An 18,081-nucleotide genomic window follows, 5' to 3' on the forward strand; every position below is an offset into this window, starting at 1 on the left:
GATCTGAAAAAGACTTTTATTGACTAAGTAAGAATATTACTTGATATGCTACTTACTTTTTGGATAAGAAATAATGACTAAATGAGGATAATGCAAGCTTAAAAGCCCCGTATGTTTGTGAAGCTAAGAAATCAGTTGTAGTATTATTATATAGGAATTTAATATAAGCACACAGGTATAGTATTTATGGTTGTGTAGTTCTGTTAAGCTCTGTTTAGGATTGTTCCAGTTTTTCTAGCGTTATCGAGTGAAACAATAGTTGCTCAATTCTAAATGTAGACGAAATAGCTTCAGCAATAACAAATTTCTTTTAATATATTGATAAGTGATTACCAGATTAAATTGAAGAGGCTGCGACAAAAGTCATTTTTGTTAAGCTAAAAGCGAATTAAAAAATGTTTATAATTACAATCGTTTGTTTAAGATTCTATGAATTATTCTGGAACGCTGCAAAACCGATACTTTATAAGTATAAAAGAGATGACTTTAGATCCTGAACAAGGAATTTGAAGTCATCTTTTTATTTAATTTAATCTTTATATGTATTATTCATTATTGATTGGCATCTCTTTTTAATTCAATAGGCAAGGAGTATGGAAGTATGCAATGATGATATGTAAAAAAAAAGATAGATTATCAATAAATTATTTAAGCATAGTGATTATATTAAACTGAAATGAACGATATATAAATGAAATGATTAGTAATCGGTAACTATAATATATTTTAGTAAGAAAGGAGGAAGTTATATGTTTTCTAAAAACAATCGGCAAATGCTTTTAAAAAGAACAGAAAAAAGAAAACTTAGCTATTCTATTAAGAAACTAAGTATAGGTGTTGCATCTGTTTTAGTTGGAATTTACATTGGTTTCGGTGGAGCTGAGAGTGGAAATGCTCAAGTAGTAAATAATTCTGGAAACCTTTTGGGTTCTTCTGAAGTTATGAATGAATCAATGGAAAAACCAGTTATTCTGGATGCAGCAACAGAGGCCCCAGACTCAAACTTAGTAAGTGATGAAGGTGCAGCAACAGAGGCCCCAGACTCAAACTTAGTAAGTGATGAAGGTGCAGCAACAGAGGCCCCAGACTCAAACTTAGTAAGTGATGAAGGTGCAGCAACAGAGGCCCCAGACTCAAACTTAGTAAGTGATGAAGGTGCAGCAACAGAGGCCCCAGACTCAAACTTAGTAAGTGATGAAGATGCAGCAACAGAGGTTCCAGACTCAAACTTAGCAAGCGATGAAACTGTACCAGCAGAGGAACCAGTCGCAAATGAAGCAAGCAATACAACCGTACCAACAGAGTCAAGTATAGCAACTCGCAATGCTACTGAAGCTCCGATAAATATTGATGCAATTGAATCTGGAAAAGTTAAGACAGGCGGACAATTGACGAATGCAGGTAATATCATAAGTGGGTGGTTAGAGCTTGCACCTCAGTCAGCTGTAGGATATACACCAGGTACAGGAGCAAGTACCAAGTTGAATGGCTATACGGTAAATGCTCAGTGGATTGATACAGATGGAGCAGTAAGCCCTATTTATTCAGCTGTCACGCATAACTTAGCAGGAGCTGCTTCTAATGGTGGAGGAGATGGAGTTTTTGCATTTGAGCTACCTACATGGATAGATGAAACTGGGGTAGAACATAAATTTACTTACTTACCAACTTCAAAACAAAAATTGAAATTATGGCTGGCACCTAAACAATTATCACCAGATGGAAATGAGTTAATTACATTTCGTCCAGTAGTTGGAAATACACCTGGTTTTTCAACACCAACAACAGCGGGGGCTTTTTATTTAGCAGGAGCAAATTTACAGCGTGCAAGTATTTATGTAGTTGAACTGCCGAGTAAAGAGAATTTAGAAGCATTTGTAGGAAAAGAAGATACTTGGATTTATGACGATAAAGGACCAGATAGTAATCCGTCTAATATCGTGGGAGGAACTAATAGAGTTTCTGGAAAAGTTTGGTGGGAAACATCAAAAAATGGTACTACTTTCCCAACTAGTACAAGCGAAAACTTTGTAACTCAAACAGCAGATGAAGCAAAAACAGGATTCAGAGTTGTTACTAGTGTCCTTACCCCAGATGGAAAAGCAGCAATAGAATCTACACAAAACGCTAATAATGCGTATGATAAGGTTAAGGAACAATTAGCCATATTAAAAGCTCATCCTGAGTATGTACAAGAAACTGTAGTGGCTCCAATTGTAGATGGAGAATATACTGCTCATTTTACTAATGATATTGATGTTGAGGCAATGTATCAATTTGTAATAAATGGGGAGGGAGAAATTCAACTAGCATATAGCAATTTCCCGATTCTTGCTTATGGGTCACCAAGAGAATATACACATTCAAATCCATTTATTACGGCAGGTCGACAACAAGTATATAACTCTCATTTTGCATTAGTTCCTAAATTAGATGAGTTTAACATTGACATAACTAACTATGATACAACGAAAAATATTGCTCTTCCAGGAAACACTGCAGTCAGTGATGTTCAAACTATCTTTAATGTTGGTTCGACAGTAGAAATTGTGTGGTCAAATAAAGATGGGGAGATTAGTAGAACATCTGTTTCTACAATAGATGATGCTAAAAAAGCAGCAATATTTACTGTTCCATCAGATATAAAGGAAAATACAATTTATACTGTAGAGTTAGTGGTAAATGGTGTTACGGTCGATGCAGATAGTTTCCTTGCAAGATTAGCTGAAGACGCAGATAAATACGAGCCAAAAGCAGAGCCGGTTGAGAAACCGTATGGGGAAGCAACAACAGAAAAGGATGTAACAGATGCAGTAACGGTACCAGGTTATCCTACAGGTGGAGATCAACCAGAAGTTACGGTCGATCCGGGAGCAACATTACCAGATGGGACAACACCTGGCACAGTAGAAGTACCTGTGACAGTAACGTATCCGGATGGATCGAAAGATCAAATTAAAGTACCAGTAACTACACTAGAAAAAGTGATTGATCGTACAGATGATCCGAGTCAACCGACACCAGCAGGGTATGTACGAGTAACGTTTGAAGCTGGGGAAGGAAGTTTCGCAACGGATGCGAAGACGGTGTTTGATGTAAAAGCTGGAACCGCAGCAACTGAAGTTCCAACACCAACGGTGACTGCACCAACGGGTAAAGTACAAAGTGGGTGGAATCCGGAATTACCTGCGAACTATGATAAAGCGGGAACATATACTGCTCAGTTCAAGGCTCAAACAACAGACGCAGATAAATACGAGCCAAAAGCAGAGCCGGTTGAGAAACCGTATGGGGAAGCAACAACAGAAAAGGATGTAACAGATGCAGTAACGGTACCAGGTTATCCTACAGGTGGAGATCAACCAGAAGTTACGGTCGATCCGGGAGCAACATTACCAGATGGGACAACACCTGGCACAGTAGAAGTACCTGTGACAGTAACGTATCCGGATGGATCGAAAGATCAAATTAAAGTACCAGTAACTACACTAGAAAAAGTGATTGATCGTACAGATGATCCGAGTCAACCGACACCAGCAGGGTATGTACGAGTAACGTTTGAAGCTGGGGAAGGAAGTTTCGCAACGGATGCGAAGACGGTGTTTGATGTAAAAGCTGGAACCGCAGCAACTGAAGTTCCAACACCAACGGTGACTGCACCAACGGGTAAAGTACAAAGTGGGTGGAATCCGGAATTACCTGCGAACTATGATAAAGCGGGAACATATACTGCTCAGTTCAAGGCTCAAACAACAGACGCAGATAAATACGAGCCAAAAGCAGAGCCGGTTGAGAAACCGTATGGGGAAGCAACAACAGAAAAGGATGTAACAGATGCAGTAACGGTACCAGGTTATCCTACAGGTGGAGATCAACCAGAAGTTACGGTCGATCCGGGAGCAACATTACCAGATGGGACAACACCTGGCACAGTAGAAGTACCTGTGACAGTAACGTATCCGGATGGATCGAAAGATCAAATTAAAGTACCAGTAACTACACTAGAAAAAGTGATTGATCGTACAGATGATCCGAGTCAACCGACACCAGCAGGGTATGTACGAGTAACGTTTGAAGCTGGGGAAGGAAGTTTCGCAACGGATGCGAAGACGGTGTTTGATGTAAAAGCTGGAACCGCAGCAACTGAAGTTCCAACACCAACGGTGACTGCACCAACGGGTAAAGTACAAAGTGGGTGGAATCCGGAATTACCTGCGAACTATGATAAAGCGGGAACATATACTGCTCAGTTCAAGGCTCAAACAACAGACGCAGATAAATACGAGCCAAAAGCAGAGCCGGTTGAGAAACCGTATGGGGAAGCAACAACAGAAAAGGATGTAACAGATGCAGTAACGGTACCAGGTTATCCTACAGGTGGAGATCAACCAGAAGTTACGGTCGATCCGGGAGCAACATTACCAGATGGGACAACACCTGGCACAGTAGAAGTACCTGTGACAGTAACGTATCCGGATGGATCGAAAGATCAAATTAAAGTACCAGTAACTACACTAGAAAAAGTGATTGATCGTACAGATGATCCGAGTCAACCGACACCAGCAGGGTATGTACGAGTAACGTTTGAAGCTGGGGAAGGAAGTTTCGCAACGGATGCGAAGACGGTGTTTGATGTAAAAGCTGGAACCGCAGCAACTGAAGTTCCAACACCAACGGTGACTGCACCAACGGGTAAAGTACAAAGTGGGTGGAATCCGGAATTACCTGCGAACTATGATAAAGCGGGAACATATACTGCTCAGTTCAAGGCTCAAACAACAGACGCAGATAAATACGAGCCAAAAGCAGAGCCGGTTGAGAAACCGTATGGGGAAGCAACAACAGAAAAGGATGTAACAGATGCAGTAACGGTACCAGGTTATCCTACAGGTGGAGATCAACCAGAAGTTACGGTCGATCCGGGAGCAACATTACCAGATGGGACAACACCTGGCACAGTAGAAGTACCTGTGACAGTAACGTATCCGGATGGATCGAAAGATCAAATTAAAGTACCAGTAACTACACTAGAAAAAGTGATTGATCGTACAGATGATCCGAGTCAACCGACACCAGCAGGGTATGTACGAGTAACGTTTGAAGCTGGGGAAGGAAGTTTCGCAACGGATGCGAAGACGGTGTTTGATGTAAAAGCTGGAACCGCAGCAACTGAAGTTCCAACACCAACGGTGACTGCACCAACGGGTAAAGTACAAAGTGGGTGGAATCCGGAATTACCTGCGAACTATGATAAAGCGGGAACATATACTGCTCAGTTCAAGGCTCAAACAACAGACGCAGATAAATACGAGCCAAAAGCAGAGCCGGTTGAGAAACCGTATGGGGAAGCAACAACAGAAAAGGATGTAACAGATGCAGTAACGGTACCAGGTTATCCTACAGGTGGAGATCAACCAGAAGTTACGGTCGATCCGGGAGCAACATTACCAGATGGGACAACACCTGGCACAGTAGAAGTACCTGTGACAGTAACGTATCCGGATGGATCGAAAGATCAAATTAAAGTACCAGTAACTACACTAGAAAAAGTGATTGATCGTACAGATGATCCGAGTCAACCGACACCAGCAGGGTATGTACGAGTAACGTTTGAAGCTGGGGAAGGAAGTTTCGCAACGGATGCGAAGACGGTGTTTGATGTAAAAGCTGGAACCGCAGCAACTGAAGTTCCAACACCAACGGTGACTGCACCAACGGGTAAAGTACAAAGTGGGTGGAATCCGGAATTACCTGCGAACTATGATAAAGCGGGAACATATACTGCTCAGTTCAAGGCTCAAACAACAGACGCAGATAAATACGAGCCAAAAGCAGAGCCGGTTGAGAAACCGTATGGGGAAGCAACAACAGAAAAGGATGTAACAGATGCAGTAACGGTACCAGGTTATCCTACAGGTGGAGATCAACCAGAAGTTACGGTCGATCCGGGAGCAACATTACCAGATGGGACAACACCTGGCACAGTAGAAGTACCTGTGACAGTAACGTATCCGGATGGATCGAAAGATCAAATTAAAGTACCAGTAACTACACTAGAAAAAGTGATTGATCGTACAGATGATCCGAGTCAACCGACACCAGCAGGGTATGTACGAGTAACGTTTGAAGCTGGGGAAGGAAGTTTCGCAACGGATGCGAAGACGGTGTTTGATGTAAAAGCTGGAACCGCAGCAACTGAAGTTCCAACACCAACGGTGACTGCACCAACGGGTAAAGTACAAAGTGGGTGGAATCCGGAATTACCTGCGAACTATGATAAAGCGGGAACATATACTGCTCAGTTCAAGGCTCAAACAACAGACGCAGATAAATACGAGCCAAAAGCAGAGCCGGTTGAGAAACCGTATGGGGAAGCAACAACAGAAAAGGATGTAACAGATGCAGTAACGGTACCAGGTTATCCTACAGGTGGAGATCAACCAGAAGTTACGGTCGATCCGGGAGCAACATTACCAGATGGGACAACACCTGGCACAGTAGAAGTACCTGTGACAGTAACGTATCCGGATGGATCGAAAGATCAAATTAAAGTACCAGTAACTACACTAGAAAAAGTGATTGATCGTACAGATGATCCGAGTCAACCGACACCAGCAGGGTATGTACGAGTAACGTTTGAAGCTGGGGAAGGAAGTTTCGCAACGGATGCGAAGACGGTGTTTGATGTAAAAGCTGGAACCGCAGCAACTGAAGTTCCAACACCAACGGTGACTGCACCAACGGGTAAAGTACAAAGTGGGTGGAATCCGGAATTACCTGCGAACTATGATAAAGCGGGAACATATACTGCTCAGTTCAAGGCTCAAACAACAGACGCAGATAAATACGAGCCAAAAGCAGTTGGAGAAAAAGTAGAAGTTGGAGAAAAAGTAGATTTAACGGATAATGTTACAAATTTACCAGAACTACCTAAAGGAACGAAAGTGACTGATATTACTCCTGATGGGGAAATTGATACTACAACACCAGGAAAATATCAAGGGACAATTGAAGTAACGTATCCAGATGGATCGAAAGATCAAATTAAAATACCTGTAGAAGTTGTAGATACAATTGCTCCTGATAAACCTAAAGTTGATCCTATTAAACCAGGAGATAATGAGGTAACAGGTAAAACTGAACCAAATATTGATGTAACAGTTAAACTACCGAATGGGAGTGAATATTATGGTTCTTCTGATGATAAAGGAATTTTCAAAGTAAAAGTTCCTAGTCTAGAAGCAGGTGATAAAGTTATTGTTACAGCAACTGATAAATCAGGTAATACAAGTGAACCAACGACTGCCATTGTTTCTCCTAGTAATACAGAATATGTGACATCAGGAGAAAATAACAAGATTATTACAAGCCCTCAACGAAAATTAGAGAGCGGTATTGGGTTACCTTTGCAAGTAGGATTTAAAGAATTACCCAAAACCGATGAATCAAGTAATGACATGATTACTATTAGTGGGGGAGTTGTTTTCTTGAGTATGTTGGGACTACTTGGGTATAAAAAAAGAAAAGAGAACGAATAGAAGTTAGAAGCTTAATTCTTCTCGAAGAAGAGGAAGAGTATTTTCTTCCTCTTTTTAATTAATGAGGTGAAATAAAATGTATTCTAAAAAAATATATTTTTGGGAGATCCAAAGTCTAGCTTCTTTTGTAGAATATGAACGAAAAAAAACTCTCAAGAAAAGGTTGGCTTAACAAATAATGACTATTATGTATTGAAGATAATAGAGGAATTATGTAAGGAAGCTCGAAATTTGATAAAAGGAATCTCAGAAGAAAATTTTAAATTAACAATGGGTAATCTTGTAAAGGTAGACGCTAAGATTTGTTTATATCTATTTTTCTTAATTAACAGTCAATATCTAGATTATTCAGAAATTCAACAGGTTGTGGATCAAGAGTATTTAGAAGATTATTATGATAGTTTTTTTTTCTCAGATAGTTTAAATGATTATAAGCTTATTAATTACAGAAATATAGGGGATGGAAGGTACGTTGAAAAAAATAGTAATTGTAGGTTCTAATCACGCAGGATTATCATTAACTAAGTGCTTACTTGAAAGTGAAACGAAATATGAAATAATTCTTATAGATAAAAAATCAGTAGTTAGTTATTTAGGATGCGGCTTATCTTTACTTCTAAAAAAAGAAGTGTCAGATATGAGTTCTTTATTTTATGTAGATATGCAACAATTAAAATCTAAAGTTTCTAATCTTTACATGGAAACAGAAGTTTTAGATATTGATACTGTTGAGAAGAGAGTTCTTTGTAAAGATAAATATAACAATTTATTTTATCAAAATTATGATAAATTGGTGTTGGCTACTGGTTCTAGTCAATTTACATTGGATATACCAGGAAATGAATTAGTACAGAACTTTATGTTAAAGGATATTTCTGATGTATCAAAAATCATCAAAAATTTGAATGATCCAGCAGTAAAAAGTATTGCTGTTGTAGGAGCTGGATACATAGGTGTTGAGTTGGCAGAAGCAATTTCCAGATGTGGAAAAAATGTATATTTATTTGATGCTGCTAATCGAATGTTATCGATGCACTATGATGAACCGTTTTCAAATATTATCGAACAAATTCTCCTAGAAAATAATATTAAAGTCTGTTTGAGAGAAACTCCAATACAGTATCTAGGAGATAAGAGAATAGAAAAAATAGTGACTAATTTGAAAGAATACAAGATTGATATGGTTGTTCAAGCTATTGGTTTCACTCCTAATAGTAAATTGGGGAACAAAAAATTATTAAGACATTTAAATGGAGCATACTTGACAAATGAATACCAGCAAACAAATGTAAAAGATATTTATGCAATAGGTGATTGTGCAACAACATTTTCAACTGTGTTAAATCGAAGTGATGTAGATTTTTCTGTGTCTAATGCTTTAAGAACAGGATATATTGTAAGTCAACATCTCGAAGGACAAAGTTGTAACTTACAGGGAACGCAATTTGCAAATGGATTCTCTATTTTTGGCTATAACTTTTATTCGATTGGTTTAAATTCAAAATGGGCAAATTTGATGGATACAACATTGAAATTTGTAGATGTTGAAGAAAATATTAGACCAGAGTTCATAAAAAATAACAATTCGATAAGACTTAGGATTTTTTATCATGGTAAATCAAGAAAAATTATGGGAGCACAATTTGTTAGTAAAGAGGAATTGTCCAGTTTGTTAATGCTGTTTTCTTTAATTATACAAGAAGGAATAACTGTCGATAAGTTAAAAACTCTAGATTATTTATTTTATCCAATGTTTAGTAAGCCATATAATTTTCTTATCAATGCTGTTAATAAAGCAAAATAAAAGTATGAGGTGAAATATTTGAAAAAGATACTAGTGTTAGCAGTTATTTTATTCATGTTAGTTAGTGGTGTTTTATTGCTTGGACAAAATTTTTGGGGTGTTAATAAAAAAAATAAGATGAATTCAGAGACATCGATTAGTGTTGAAAAGAAGATTGTCCCCGAATTAAGTGTGGAAGCAAGTGTTTTAGATAGAGGTTCAGTGATTGAAGACGAGAAATCAGTAAACGAACTATATCAAGGAAATATAGATTTTGAAAATGCAAATCCGAAGCACCTCTATATACTCTCTATATCACTCAAAGGAGAAGATGGACAATTTGTGGATCCTGATGGGGAACCTTTAGAAGTAAAAAAAGATATAATTCTGAAAAGAAAAGAAGGAATTGTACATGTAAAACTAACGGGTAATAAGCCAATGCTCAATCATATTAAAAAATTAAAAAATGTTAAGGTAGTATGTGATTTAAAGGAAAAATAAAGTTTGCTTTGATAGAATATAGTTATCTATTCTAATTAAAAATGAGAGGGAGATATCTATGCCTCAAGATAAAGAGGTGTTATTAAAGTCGTTACATGTTTGTTTGAGATTGCCAATTCTGATTTTTGATAAAGAATTTAATCTTGTTGAAGAATATCGTTCGAATAGAACAATTTCGTTCTTTTATAATTATAAGCTATTACTAAAGAGAATAGTTAATGATCGAGATTTCTTTTATTATATTAATGGTAATTTTAACGAAATGTTCTTATTGTATGTAAATGGAGAAAGAAATTATTTGTTTGGACCATTTAAATGCAACTTTATAGATAAAGAATTTTTTCAGCTCAAAATGGATCAACAACATATCAGTTTAAGTAATCAAAAAACTCTATATGAGTCATTGAGTGAGCTACCACTTTTTTCTCTTGGGGATGTAAGAGACATATTAATTTTAGTTCATTATTTTTTTACAGGAAAAATTGAAGATGTACTGCATATTCAATTGCACAATTATGTAAAAGAATTCTCAGAATATACTGAATTAAACAAGAGAATTGATGATTTAGTATCACAGAATTATGATCCAGAGATATATTTATTTTTATATGAAAATAAAATATTAGAATATGTTAAGAATGGTGATGTTGAAAAACTTAGAGATATGGTTTTTCAACTTAGTAACGGTATAGTTCCAGCAATTAGTGGAGATACAATTAGATCAGAAAAAAACTATTCCATCATTGTTTTTGAAAAATTAGCTCAGACTTCAATATCTTTGGGAATGGACATCATAAATGCTTATCAAAATAGAGATAAATTTGTGCGTAAGAATGAGCTAGCAGTATCTTTAAATGAAGTTCTACAAATAAGAGATGCTTCAATTGTTTTTTATACAAAAGAAATTGGGAAAGAAAAAACTAAAAAGCTGTCACCGTTAATTTCTTCAGTTGTCCAATATGTAGGGTTAAACATTTATAAAAAGATAACTGTAAAAGAAATTTCAGAGTACTTTTCAATAAGTGAAACCAAATTAAGGACAAATTTCAAAGAGGAAATGAACACTACTTTGTATAACTATATTATGAAACGTAAAATTTCAGCAGCTAAGGTAATGTTAAAATCTAATAATACAATTAGTGAAGTTGCTTTTACACTTGGTTTTTCTGATTCCTCACATTTATCAAAAGTATTTAAGAAATATACAGGAATTTCGCCAAAACAATTCCAGCAGAAGATTAATTAAAGATAAAATTCTCTACAATTATTGTACTATTATAAAAGACCATGTGTTCAATTAACTTTGTTAATATAAAATAGTTCATTTTCTTTTTAACACTTTTTATGAAGAGGGTTGCTAATGAATAAAAAAAAATTGACTGATAATGTTTATGAGGCTACTCAAAAAAGATTTAAATTTATTTTTGAGGAATTTGAAAATATTTATGTTTCTTTTTCAGGAGGAAAAGATAGTGGCTTGTTACTACAGTTATTATTGGATTTTAGAGATAAATATTATCCTCAAAAAAAGATAGGAGTCTTTCATCAGGATTTTGAAGCACAATATAGTGCTACAACAGACTATGTTGAAGAAGTATTTGCATCTTTGACTCATAATGTAGAAAGATATTGGGTATGTTTACCTATGGCCACACGTACAGCTTTGAGTAGCTACGAAATGTACTGGTATCCCTGGGATAATGAAAAAGAAGATTCTTGGGTGAGAGAGATGCCAAAACATGATTACGTAATAAATTTAGATAATAATACTATAACAACATATAGATATAAAATGCATCAGGAGGATCTGGCAAAGCAATTTGGCAGGTGGTATAGACAGATTAATAAAAATAGAAAGACAATTTGTTTGTTAGGTATACGAGCAGATGAATCTTTACAAAGATATAGTGGGTTTATAAATAAGAAATATAGCTATAAAAATAAATGCTGGATCACTCAAAATTTTAAAGGAGTATGGTCAGGTTCTCCGTTATATGATTGGACAGTTGATGATGTTTGGCATGCATATTATAAATTTAGCTATACATACAATAATCTATATAATCTATTTTATAAAGCAGGATTAAGTGCATCTCAAATGCGTGTCGCTTCTCCATTTCAAGATTACGCCAAGGAGTCTTTAAATTTATACAGGGTAATAGACCCTAGAATATGGGTAAAGCTTGTTGGAAGAGTTCAAGGGGTAAATTTTGCTAGTATTTATGGAAAGTCTAAGGCTATGGGATATCGAACAATAAGTTTGCCTGAGGGACATACATGGAAATCATATACACAATTTTTATTATCTACGTTACCAAATGACTTACGAAATAACTATATAAAAAAATTTAATAAATCTATAAATTTTTGGCATCATGTAGGGGGAGGATTAGAAGAAGAAACAATTGAAGAATTACTGAAAAATGGTTATCGTATAAAAAGAAATGGTATATCAAACTATACTATATTTAAAAATTCTAGAATTATTTTTTTGCAAGATATTCCAGATGACACTGATGATATAAAAAGTACAAAAGATATACCTAGCTGGAAGAGAATGTGCTTTTGTATATTAAAAAATGATCATATTTGTCGTTTTATGGGTTTCGGTTTAACCCGTATCCAACAAAGAAAGTTAGACTTTCTTAAAAGTAAATACAAAAGTATCGATGATATATAAATATATAATATATTAAATATCTTTGATTGATTATAGAAATGATAGTTAGTTACAGGAAGTGAATGTAAATGGAATCAGGGAAAAAAAGTCCTGTTTATAATGTTAAATCAGTAGATATAAAGAAAGTATTTCCGAATGATTATAATCCTAATTCGGTAGCAACTCCGGAAATGAAGTTATTGTATGAAAGTATTAAGTATGATGGTTATACGATGCCTATTGTATGTGTTTACGATGAAGTTGAAGATAAGTATATTATTGTTGATGGTTTCCATCGTTATCGAGTAATGATGGAACATCGAGATATATATGATAGAGAGAATGGTATGCTTCCTGTTTCGGTTATTGATAAGCCAATAGACCAAAGGATGGCTAGTACTATACGGCATAATCGTGCACGAGGAAGCCATGATGTAGATTTAATGAGTAATATAGTTAAAGAATTGCATGAGCTTGGACGTTCAGATGCGTGGATAGCTAAGCATCTTGGAATGGATAGTGATGAGATATTGCGTTTAAAGCAAATCACCGGATTAGCTTCATTATTTAAGGAGCATGAGTTTAGCGATGCTTGGGAACCAGATGAAGAATTACTTGAGTAACCTCTATTGCATTCAGTAGAATGATTCATTGACAATAGTTCTTTTTAGTAATAATCATTGTCAATGAATCCATACAACGTCAAATTACTTATACAATTATAGACAAATTTATATTGTGAGTGTTACAAAATTGAATACAAATTTGTTTTCTGCTCATAATAATCGTACCTACTGAACAATAGAAATGTTTCTGTGAGTTTTAATGAAAAGTGAAGGTAGTATCATACTTTTCATATTTTAGATAGCGAACTTAGTAACTGTTTTAAATAATCTTTTGAATGGTTTTCTTTTTTTGTCATAAATTATCTTAGAGTATTAATTCTTCTTCACAAAAAATAGAAAGCATGGATTATGTATAGATATATTAAACTACAAAATCATAATTTTCTAGCTTTTTATATATGCATAATGCAGATGCTCCAATAGCTCCGTTAATTTTTTGATAGGGCTTTTTTATAATTTCTTCTTGTTTAGGAAAAACTAGTAATTTGGGTTCTACATTTAATAATTGTGTTAAAAAATTGAAAATGTTTTCATTATCAAATATTTGTCCATGTAAAAATATTTTAGCAGAATCAAGAATCATATTTAAATTATTTAGAGTTAAAGCAATATAATTGAGCGCATTGTCAAATATTTTTAGAATAGCAGGATCTCCAAGATCATATGCAGTAAGAAGTGTTTCCATAGAAAGTTCTGATTCAGTATCAACTAGTTGATGTAAAAAAGTAGAAGTGGAGTTTCTATAGATTGATTGTGAATACTTTAATAACCATGTTTCACTAGTGTATGTTTGTAAGCACCCTCTTTTTCCACACTCACAGTACTGTCCATCTAAATTTACTACAGTATGTCCTATTTCACCTATTAAAAAATTCTCCTTGCTAAAAATATCTCCCTTATAGAAGTAAGAACAATGAATCCCTCGACCGATATGAAAAAATAAAAAATTCTCATTTCTTTGACTATGGAAAAAATGTTCTGCCAATGCCATACAATTTACGTTGTTTTCAAAAAAAACTGGAATCTCTACGGAGTCTATAATTTTTTTTAGATCAAAATGCTTCCATGTATAGTTATTAGTAAGTATTTTACTGGAATAATTATAATGACCAGGCAATGCAATTCCAATTGCAGAGACAGGGACAGTTAATGATCTATAAAAAGATAGAAGATTTTTAATAAATACATCGCTAGTAATAAATATTTCTGATGTATTTATGGAATAAATTTTTTTTGAAAAAATTTTCCCGGTATTATCTGTTAAAACGTAAGAGTAAAATGATTCGGTTATTTCAGCTCCAATAAAAAAACTATGCTCTTGGGAAACATCCAATAATATCTTTCTTCGTCCAGCTTTAATTGTTTCGTTATAGGATTCTCCCAATTCGTATAAAAGATTTTTCTCTATCATTATTCCTGTAAGAAAACTAACTGTAGCTGGTGTAATACCGGTTTTATTTGCAATGTCAATTCTAGAAATCGGTCCTTCAGGAAAAATTACATTCAGTATTTCAGAACACAATTCTTTTTGTTTTTTTGTGAGTTCTATTTTAAACACCTCCAGGATCTATTGGAAATTATAGCATAGAAATTAGTATAATAGTTGACTTACAATTTCAAAAAAACAGTAATGCTTCTAATTCTATATAGTTTACCTGTAGATATTTTAACGGGTTTTATACTTTGTATTGACAAAAAATAATTCTAAGTTGTAAGATATAATTGGTAATAGATTATTATCAAAAACTATGTTGAAAGGGGTTTTATAGTTTTAAAAACGAATCAAAATTTTTTGGATAATTGACTTGAAATTGAATTAATGAAGGGGGGAGTTTATAGAGTTTATTTGATATAGTTATGTATTTTTCAAGGAATGTTTTTTTGTTGTCAAAAGGATTATGGCTTTATATGTAGCCAAAAATTCTTAAGAAAAAAGTATAAAATTGGCTATTCATTGTTAATAAAAAATAATTATTTAATGGAACTGTAGACAAGAATGGAGAGATTTCTGTGGTTAAAAGGCTTATTAGTACAAACTCTTCAGAAATTTTGAAGATGAATGCTCAAGAATTAAAGCAAAGTATTAAAGCCAGTGAAGGAAGAGTTGTCCTGTCAGAAAATGTTGCACCGAGAGAAAGTTTTATAGGTGATATTACCAATGCTGAAATTGCGCGTGCATTTGGGGCAGATTTAATTTTATTAAATGGTTTAGACGTATTGCATCCAAAAATTTTTGGATTAGATAGCAAAGAAGATAATATTATTGAAGAGTTGCATTCTTTAATTGGATGTCCGATAGGTGTAAATTTAGAACCTGTTGATCTAAATGCCGAGTTACAAGAAGAACGTTTAGAATTAGAAATTGGGAGACAAGCAAATATACAAACTTTTAAACGGGCAGAAGATTTAGGGTTTGATTTTATTTGTTTAACAGGTAATCCAGGAACTGGCGTATCAAACAAACAGATTCTTAAAGCTATTGAAGAGGCAAGGAAAATGTTCTCTGGGTTGATTATTGCGGGTAAGATGCATGGGGCTGGAGTAGATGAAGCAATTGTAGATATGGAGATTACACAAAAACTATTAAATGCTGGTGCAGATATTATTTTAGTACCAGCTGTCGGAACAGTTCCAGGACTTCATGAAAAAGATTTAGTTGAAATTGTAAAAGAAGTTCATAAAAGAAATGGCTTAGTCCTTTCAGCTATTGGTACCAGTCAAGAAAGCTCTGATGTTTCAACAATTAGAGATATTGCAATTCGTAATAAGATTTGTGGTGTTGATATTCAGCACATTGGTGATGCAGGATATGGTGGTGTAGCACCAGTAGAAAATATTTATGAACTAAGTAAAGCAATTAGAGGAATCAGACATACAGTGTCTGTTATCGCAAGATCAATTAATAGATAGGAGAATAATGATGTCGAAAAAGATTATGTTAGCATGTGCAGCTGGAATGAGTACTAGTTTGTTAGTAACGAAAATGCAAAAAGCTGCAGATGCAAAAAATTTAGATGTAGAAATTTTTGCAGTTCCAGTGGCAGAAGCTGATCAATATGTAGAAGATAAAAATGTTGATGTTGTATTGTTAGGACCCCAAGTAAGATATATGCTTCAACAATTTGAACAAAATTTGAAACCTAAAGGTATTCCAGTTGCAGTCATTCCAATGACTGATTATGGAATGATGAATGGATCAAAAGTAATTGATTTAGCGGAAGGATTAATGAAATAGATGGAAAATATGGATGAGAAAACAATGCAAGCAGTAATGGGATTAATTATGTATGGAGGTGATGCAAAAAATAATGCAATGGAGGCAATTCAAGCAGCAAAACGATTTGATTTTGAAGAGGCAGAAAAAAAGCTAAAATCTGCTCAAGAATCTTTGGTTTGTGCACATAATTCTCAAACAAAAATGTTAACAGCGGAAGCACAAGGAAAAGAAAATACTATTACTTTGTTAATGGTGCATAGTCAAGATCATTTAATGACAAGCATTACATTTACTGATTTAGCTAAAGAAATCGTTGATTTATATAAATCCTTAGCATCTGAATAAAATGAACTAATTATCAGTAGTTTATAAACTTTGAAGATATTTTTATTTATAGGAGGGAGAAGGCGAATGAATAAATTTGAAGAAGTAGTTCAAACAAAATTGGTTCCTATTGCTGGTCGTTTTGGAAGTAATAAGTTTTTGATAGCTATTCGGGATGGTATTACTTATTCAATGCCGTTAATTCTAATTGGCTCATTTTTGATGGTGATTGCAAGTTTTCCAGTTCCAGGTTGGGAAACTTGGCTCGGGGAAGTGGGCATTTCAACGTATCTTTGGAAAGGGGTCGATTCTAGTTTTAATTTGATCGCTTTAATTGCTGCTTTTGCCATTCCTTATAGTCTGGTCAAACAGTATAAAGAAGATGGAATTTCAGCTGGTGTCATTAATATATCAGCGTTCTTAATGGTTACTCCGTTTACAATTCCTTTTTTAGATGAATCGGGTAAAACGTTAGGTTCTGTTGGAGGAATCGCACCATCATATTTATCATCTGGCGGATTATTTGTAGCCATTGTTTTAGGATTGCTTAATGGTTATGCGTATCAGTGGTTTATGAAAAAAGATATTCGTATAAAAATGCCTGAAGGAGTTCCTCCAGCGGTGTCAAAAAGTTTTAGTGCTATTATTCCTGGAACAGTAATTCTAGTTTTTTGGCTTATTATTTATGGACTGTTAGATAGTCTGAAACTACCTAATGTACATGACATAGTAAAAACAGTTTTAGGTGTTCCATTTAGTATGTTGGGAAGTACGTTGTTTGGTAATTTTATTGTAGTTTTATTAAATGGTTTATTGTGGTTCTGTGGTGTTCACGGAGGAAATGTTTTAAATAATCCGATTATGAAGCCTATTTGGTTAGCTAATTTAACAGAAAATGCGACAGCTCATAAAGCTGGACAAGAACTTCCTCATGTTTTCACATCTGTATTTATGGATAATTTTGTTTTTATTGGAGGCTCGGGTGCGACAATTGGGTTAGTTATTGCGTTAGCGTGGTTAGCAAAACGTCGTAAAGCCAGTCAACAGGCCAAGGTTCTTTCTCCTTTAACATTATTACCTGGTCTTTTTAATATTAATGAACCTACAATGTTCGGGGTTCCTGTCGTTTTGAATGTTTTAACAGTTATTCCGTTTGTTTTAGCTCCAGCAGTAAATCTCATTGTTGCTTATTTTGCGTTCAGCTCAGGCATAGTCCCTGGAACATATACAGATCCTGGTTGGACAATGCCACCAGTTATTTCAGGTTTTTTAGCAACTGGTAGCTGGCAAGCTTCTGTTTTACAAGTCATTTTGATTGTATTAGATATTCTGCTCTATTTACCGTTTATCTTTAATGTTGAAAGAAGATGGAAAGCTAGTGAACAATATAAAGATAATATATAATTAACATTTTATAGCGTTGCTAATTCATA

General features: G+C 34.8%; 12 protein-coding genes. 11 read left to right on the forward strand and 1 reads right to left on the reverse strand.

Annotated features, from left to right (window positions below; genetic code table 11):
* Positions 1 to 749 precede the first annotated feature (749 nt).
* From IGJ28_RS07440 to IGJ28_RS07470, 7 genes are all read left to right on the forward strand, one after another.
* A complete protein-coding gene (locus IGJ28_RS07440) occupies positions 750 to 7,538 on the forward strand; it encodes a Rib/alpha-like domain-containing protein (RefSeq protein WP_438845312.1) in 6,789 nt (2,262 codons plus the stop codon).
* Positions 7,539 to 7,730: 192 nt separating this feature from the next.
* The gene (locus IGJ28_RS07445) at positions 7,731 to 8,039 is read left to right on the forward strand and encodes a DUF7006 family protein (RefSeq protein ID WP_436796725.1); all 309 of its coding nucleotides are present in this window, start codon (positions 7,731 to 7,733) and stop codon (positions 8,037 to 8,039) included.
* Complete coding sequence (locus IGJ28_RS07450) at positions 7,999 to 9,342, forward strand: NAD(P)/FAD-dependent oxidoreductase (RefSeq protein WP_238696195.1); 1,344 nt, start codon at positions 7,999 to 8,001, stop codon at positions 9,340 to 9,342. The genes IGJ28_RS07445 and IGJ28_RS07450 overlap by 41 nt, the downstream gene beginning before the upstream one ends.
* Positions 9,343 to 9,360: 18 nt before the next feature.
* Positions 9,361 to 9,822, forward strand: coding sequence for a hypothetical protein (locus IGJ28_RS07455; protein WP_137264851.1), 462 nt, complete (start codon positions 9,361 to 9,363; stop codon positions 9,820 to 9,822).
* Between the two features lie 58 nt (positions 9,823 to 9,880).
* Positions 9,881 to 11,068 (forward strand): YSIRK-targeted surface antigen transcriptional regulator, encoded by a 1,188-nt coding sequence (locus IGJ28_RS07460; RefSeq protein WP_170081581.1) that lies wholly within the window; start codon positions 9,881 to 9,883, stop codon positions 11,066 to 11,068.
* Between the two features lie 114 nt (positions 11,069 to 11,182).
* Positions 11,183 to 12,502 carry a DUF3440 domain-containing protein gene (locus IGJ28_RS07465; protein ID WP_137264849.1) on the forward strand — a complete coding sequence of 440 codons (1,320 nt, stop codon included), beginning with the start codon at positions 11,183 to 11,185 and terminating at the stop codon, positions 12,500 to 12,502.
* Positions 12,503 to 12,570: 68 nt separating this feature from the next.
* The gene (locus IGJ28_RS07470) at positions 12,571 to 13,104 is read left to right on the forward strand and encodes an IbrB-like domain-containing protein (protein ID WP_252712599.1); all 534 of its coding nucleotides are present in this window, start codon (positions 12,571 to 12,573) and stop codon (positions 13,102 to 13,104) included.
* A gap of 364 nt (positions 13,105 to 13,468) precedes the next feature.
* Here the strand turns inward: IGJ28_RS07470 and IGJ28_RS07475 are convergent, their stop codons facing one another.
* Complete coding sequence (locus IGJ28_RS07475) at positions 13,469 to 14,665, reverse strand: ROK family transcriptional regulator (protein ID WP_202977527.1); 1,197 nt, start codon at positions 14,663 to 14,665, stop codon at positions 13,469 to 13,471.
* A gap of 452 nt (positions 14,666 to 15,117) precedes the next feature.
* On the opposite strand from IGJ28_RS07475, the gene IGJ28_RS07480 reads away from it, so the two are divergent.
* The 4 genes from IGJ28_RS07480 (at position 15,118) to IGJ28_RS07495 (ending at position 18,052) form a co-directional block, all read left to right on the forward strand.
* Positions 15,118 to 16,017, forward strand: a complete 900-nt coding sequence (locus IGJ28_RS07480; RefSeq protein WP_170081580.1) for a DUF7916 family protein — start codon at positions 15,118 to 15,120, stop codon at positions 16,015 to 16,017.
* A 7-nt stretch (positions 16,018 to 16,024) separates the two neighbouring features.
* The gene (locus IGJ28_RS07485; RefSeq protein ID WP_137264847.1) at positions 16,025 to 16,342 is read left to right on the forward strand and encodes a PTS sugar transporter subunit IIB; all 318 of its coding nucleotides are present in this window, start codon (positions 16,025 to 16,027) and stop codon (positions 16,340 to 16,342) included.
* Between the two features lie 9 nt (positions 16,343 to 16,351).
* Positions 16,352 to 16,669, forward strand: a complete 318-nt coding sequence (locus IGJ28_RS07490; protein ID WP_396336521.1) for a PTS lactose/cellobiose transporter subunit IIA — start codon at positions 16,352 to 16,354, stop codon at positions 16,667 to 16,669.
* Between the two features lie 66 nt (positions 16,670 to 16,735).
* Positions 16,736 to 18,052, forward strand: a complete 1,317-nt coding sequence (locus tag IGJ28_RS07495; protein WP_077454692.1) for a PTS sugar transporter subunit IIC — start codon at positions 16,736 to 16,738, stop codon at positions 18,050 to 18,052.
* The last annotated feature ends 29 nt before the right edge of the window (positions 18,053 to 18,081 follow it).

The sequence above is a fragment of the Enterococcus sp. AZ091 genome, from assembly GCF_051714805.1.
Taxonomy (GTDB): domain Bacteria; phylum Bacillota; class Bacilli; order Lactobacillales; family Enterococcaceae; genus Enterococcus_D; species Enterococcus_D gallinarum.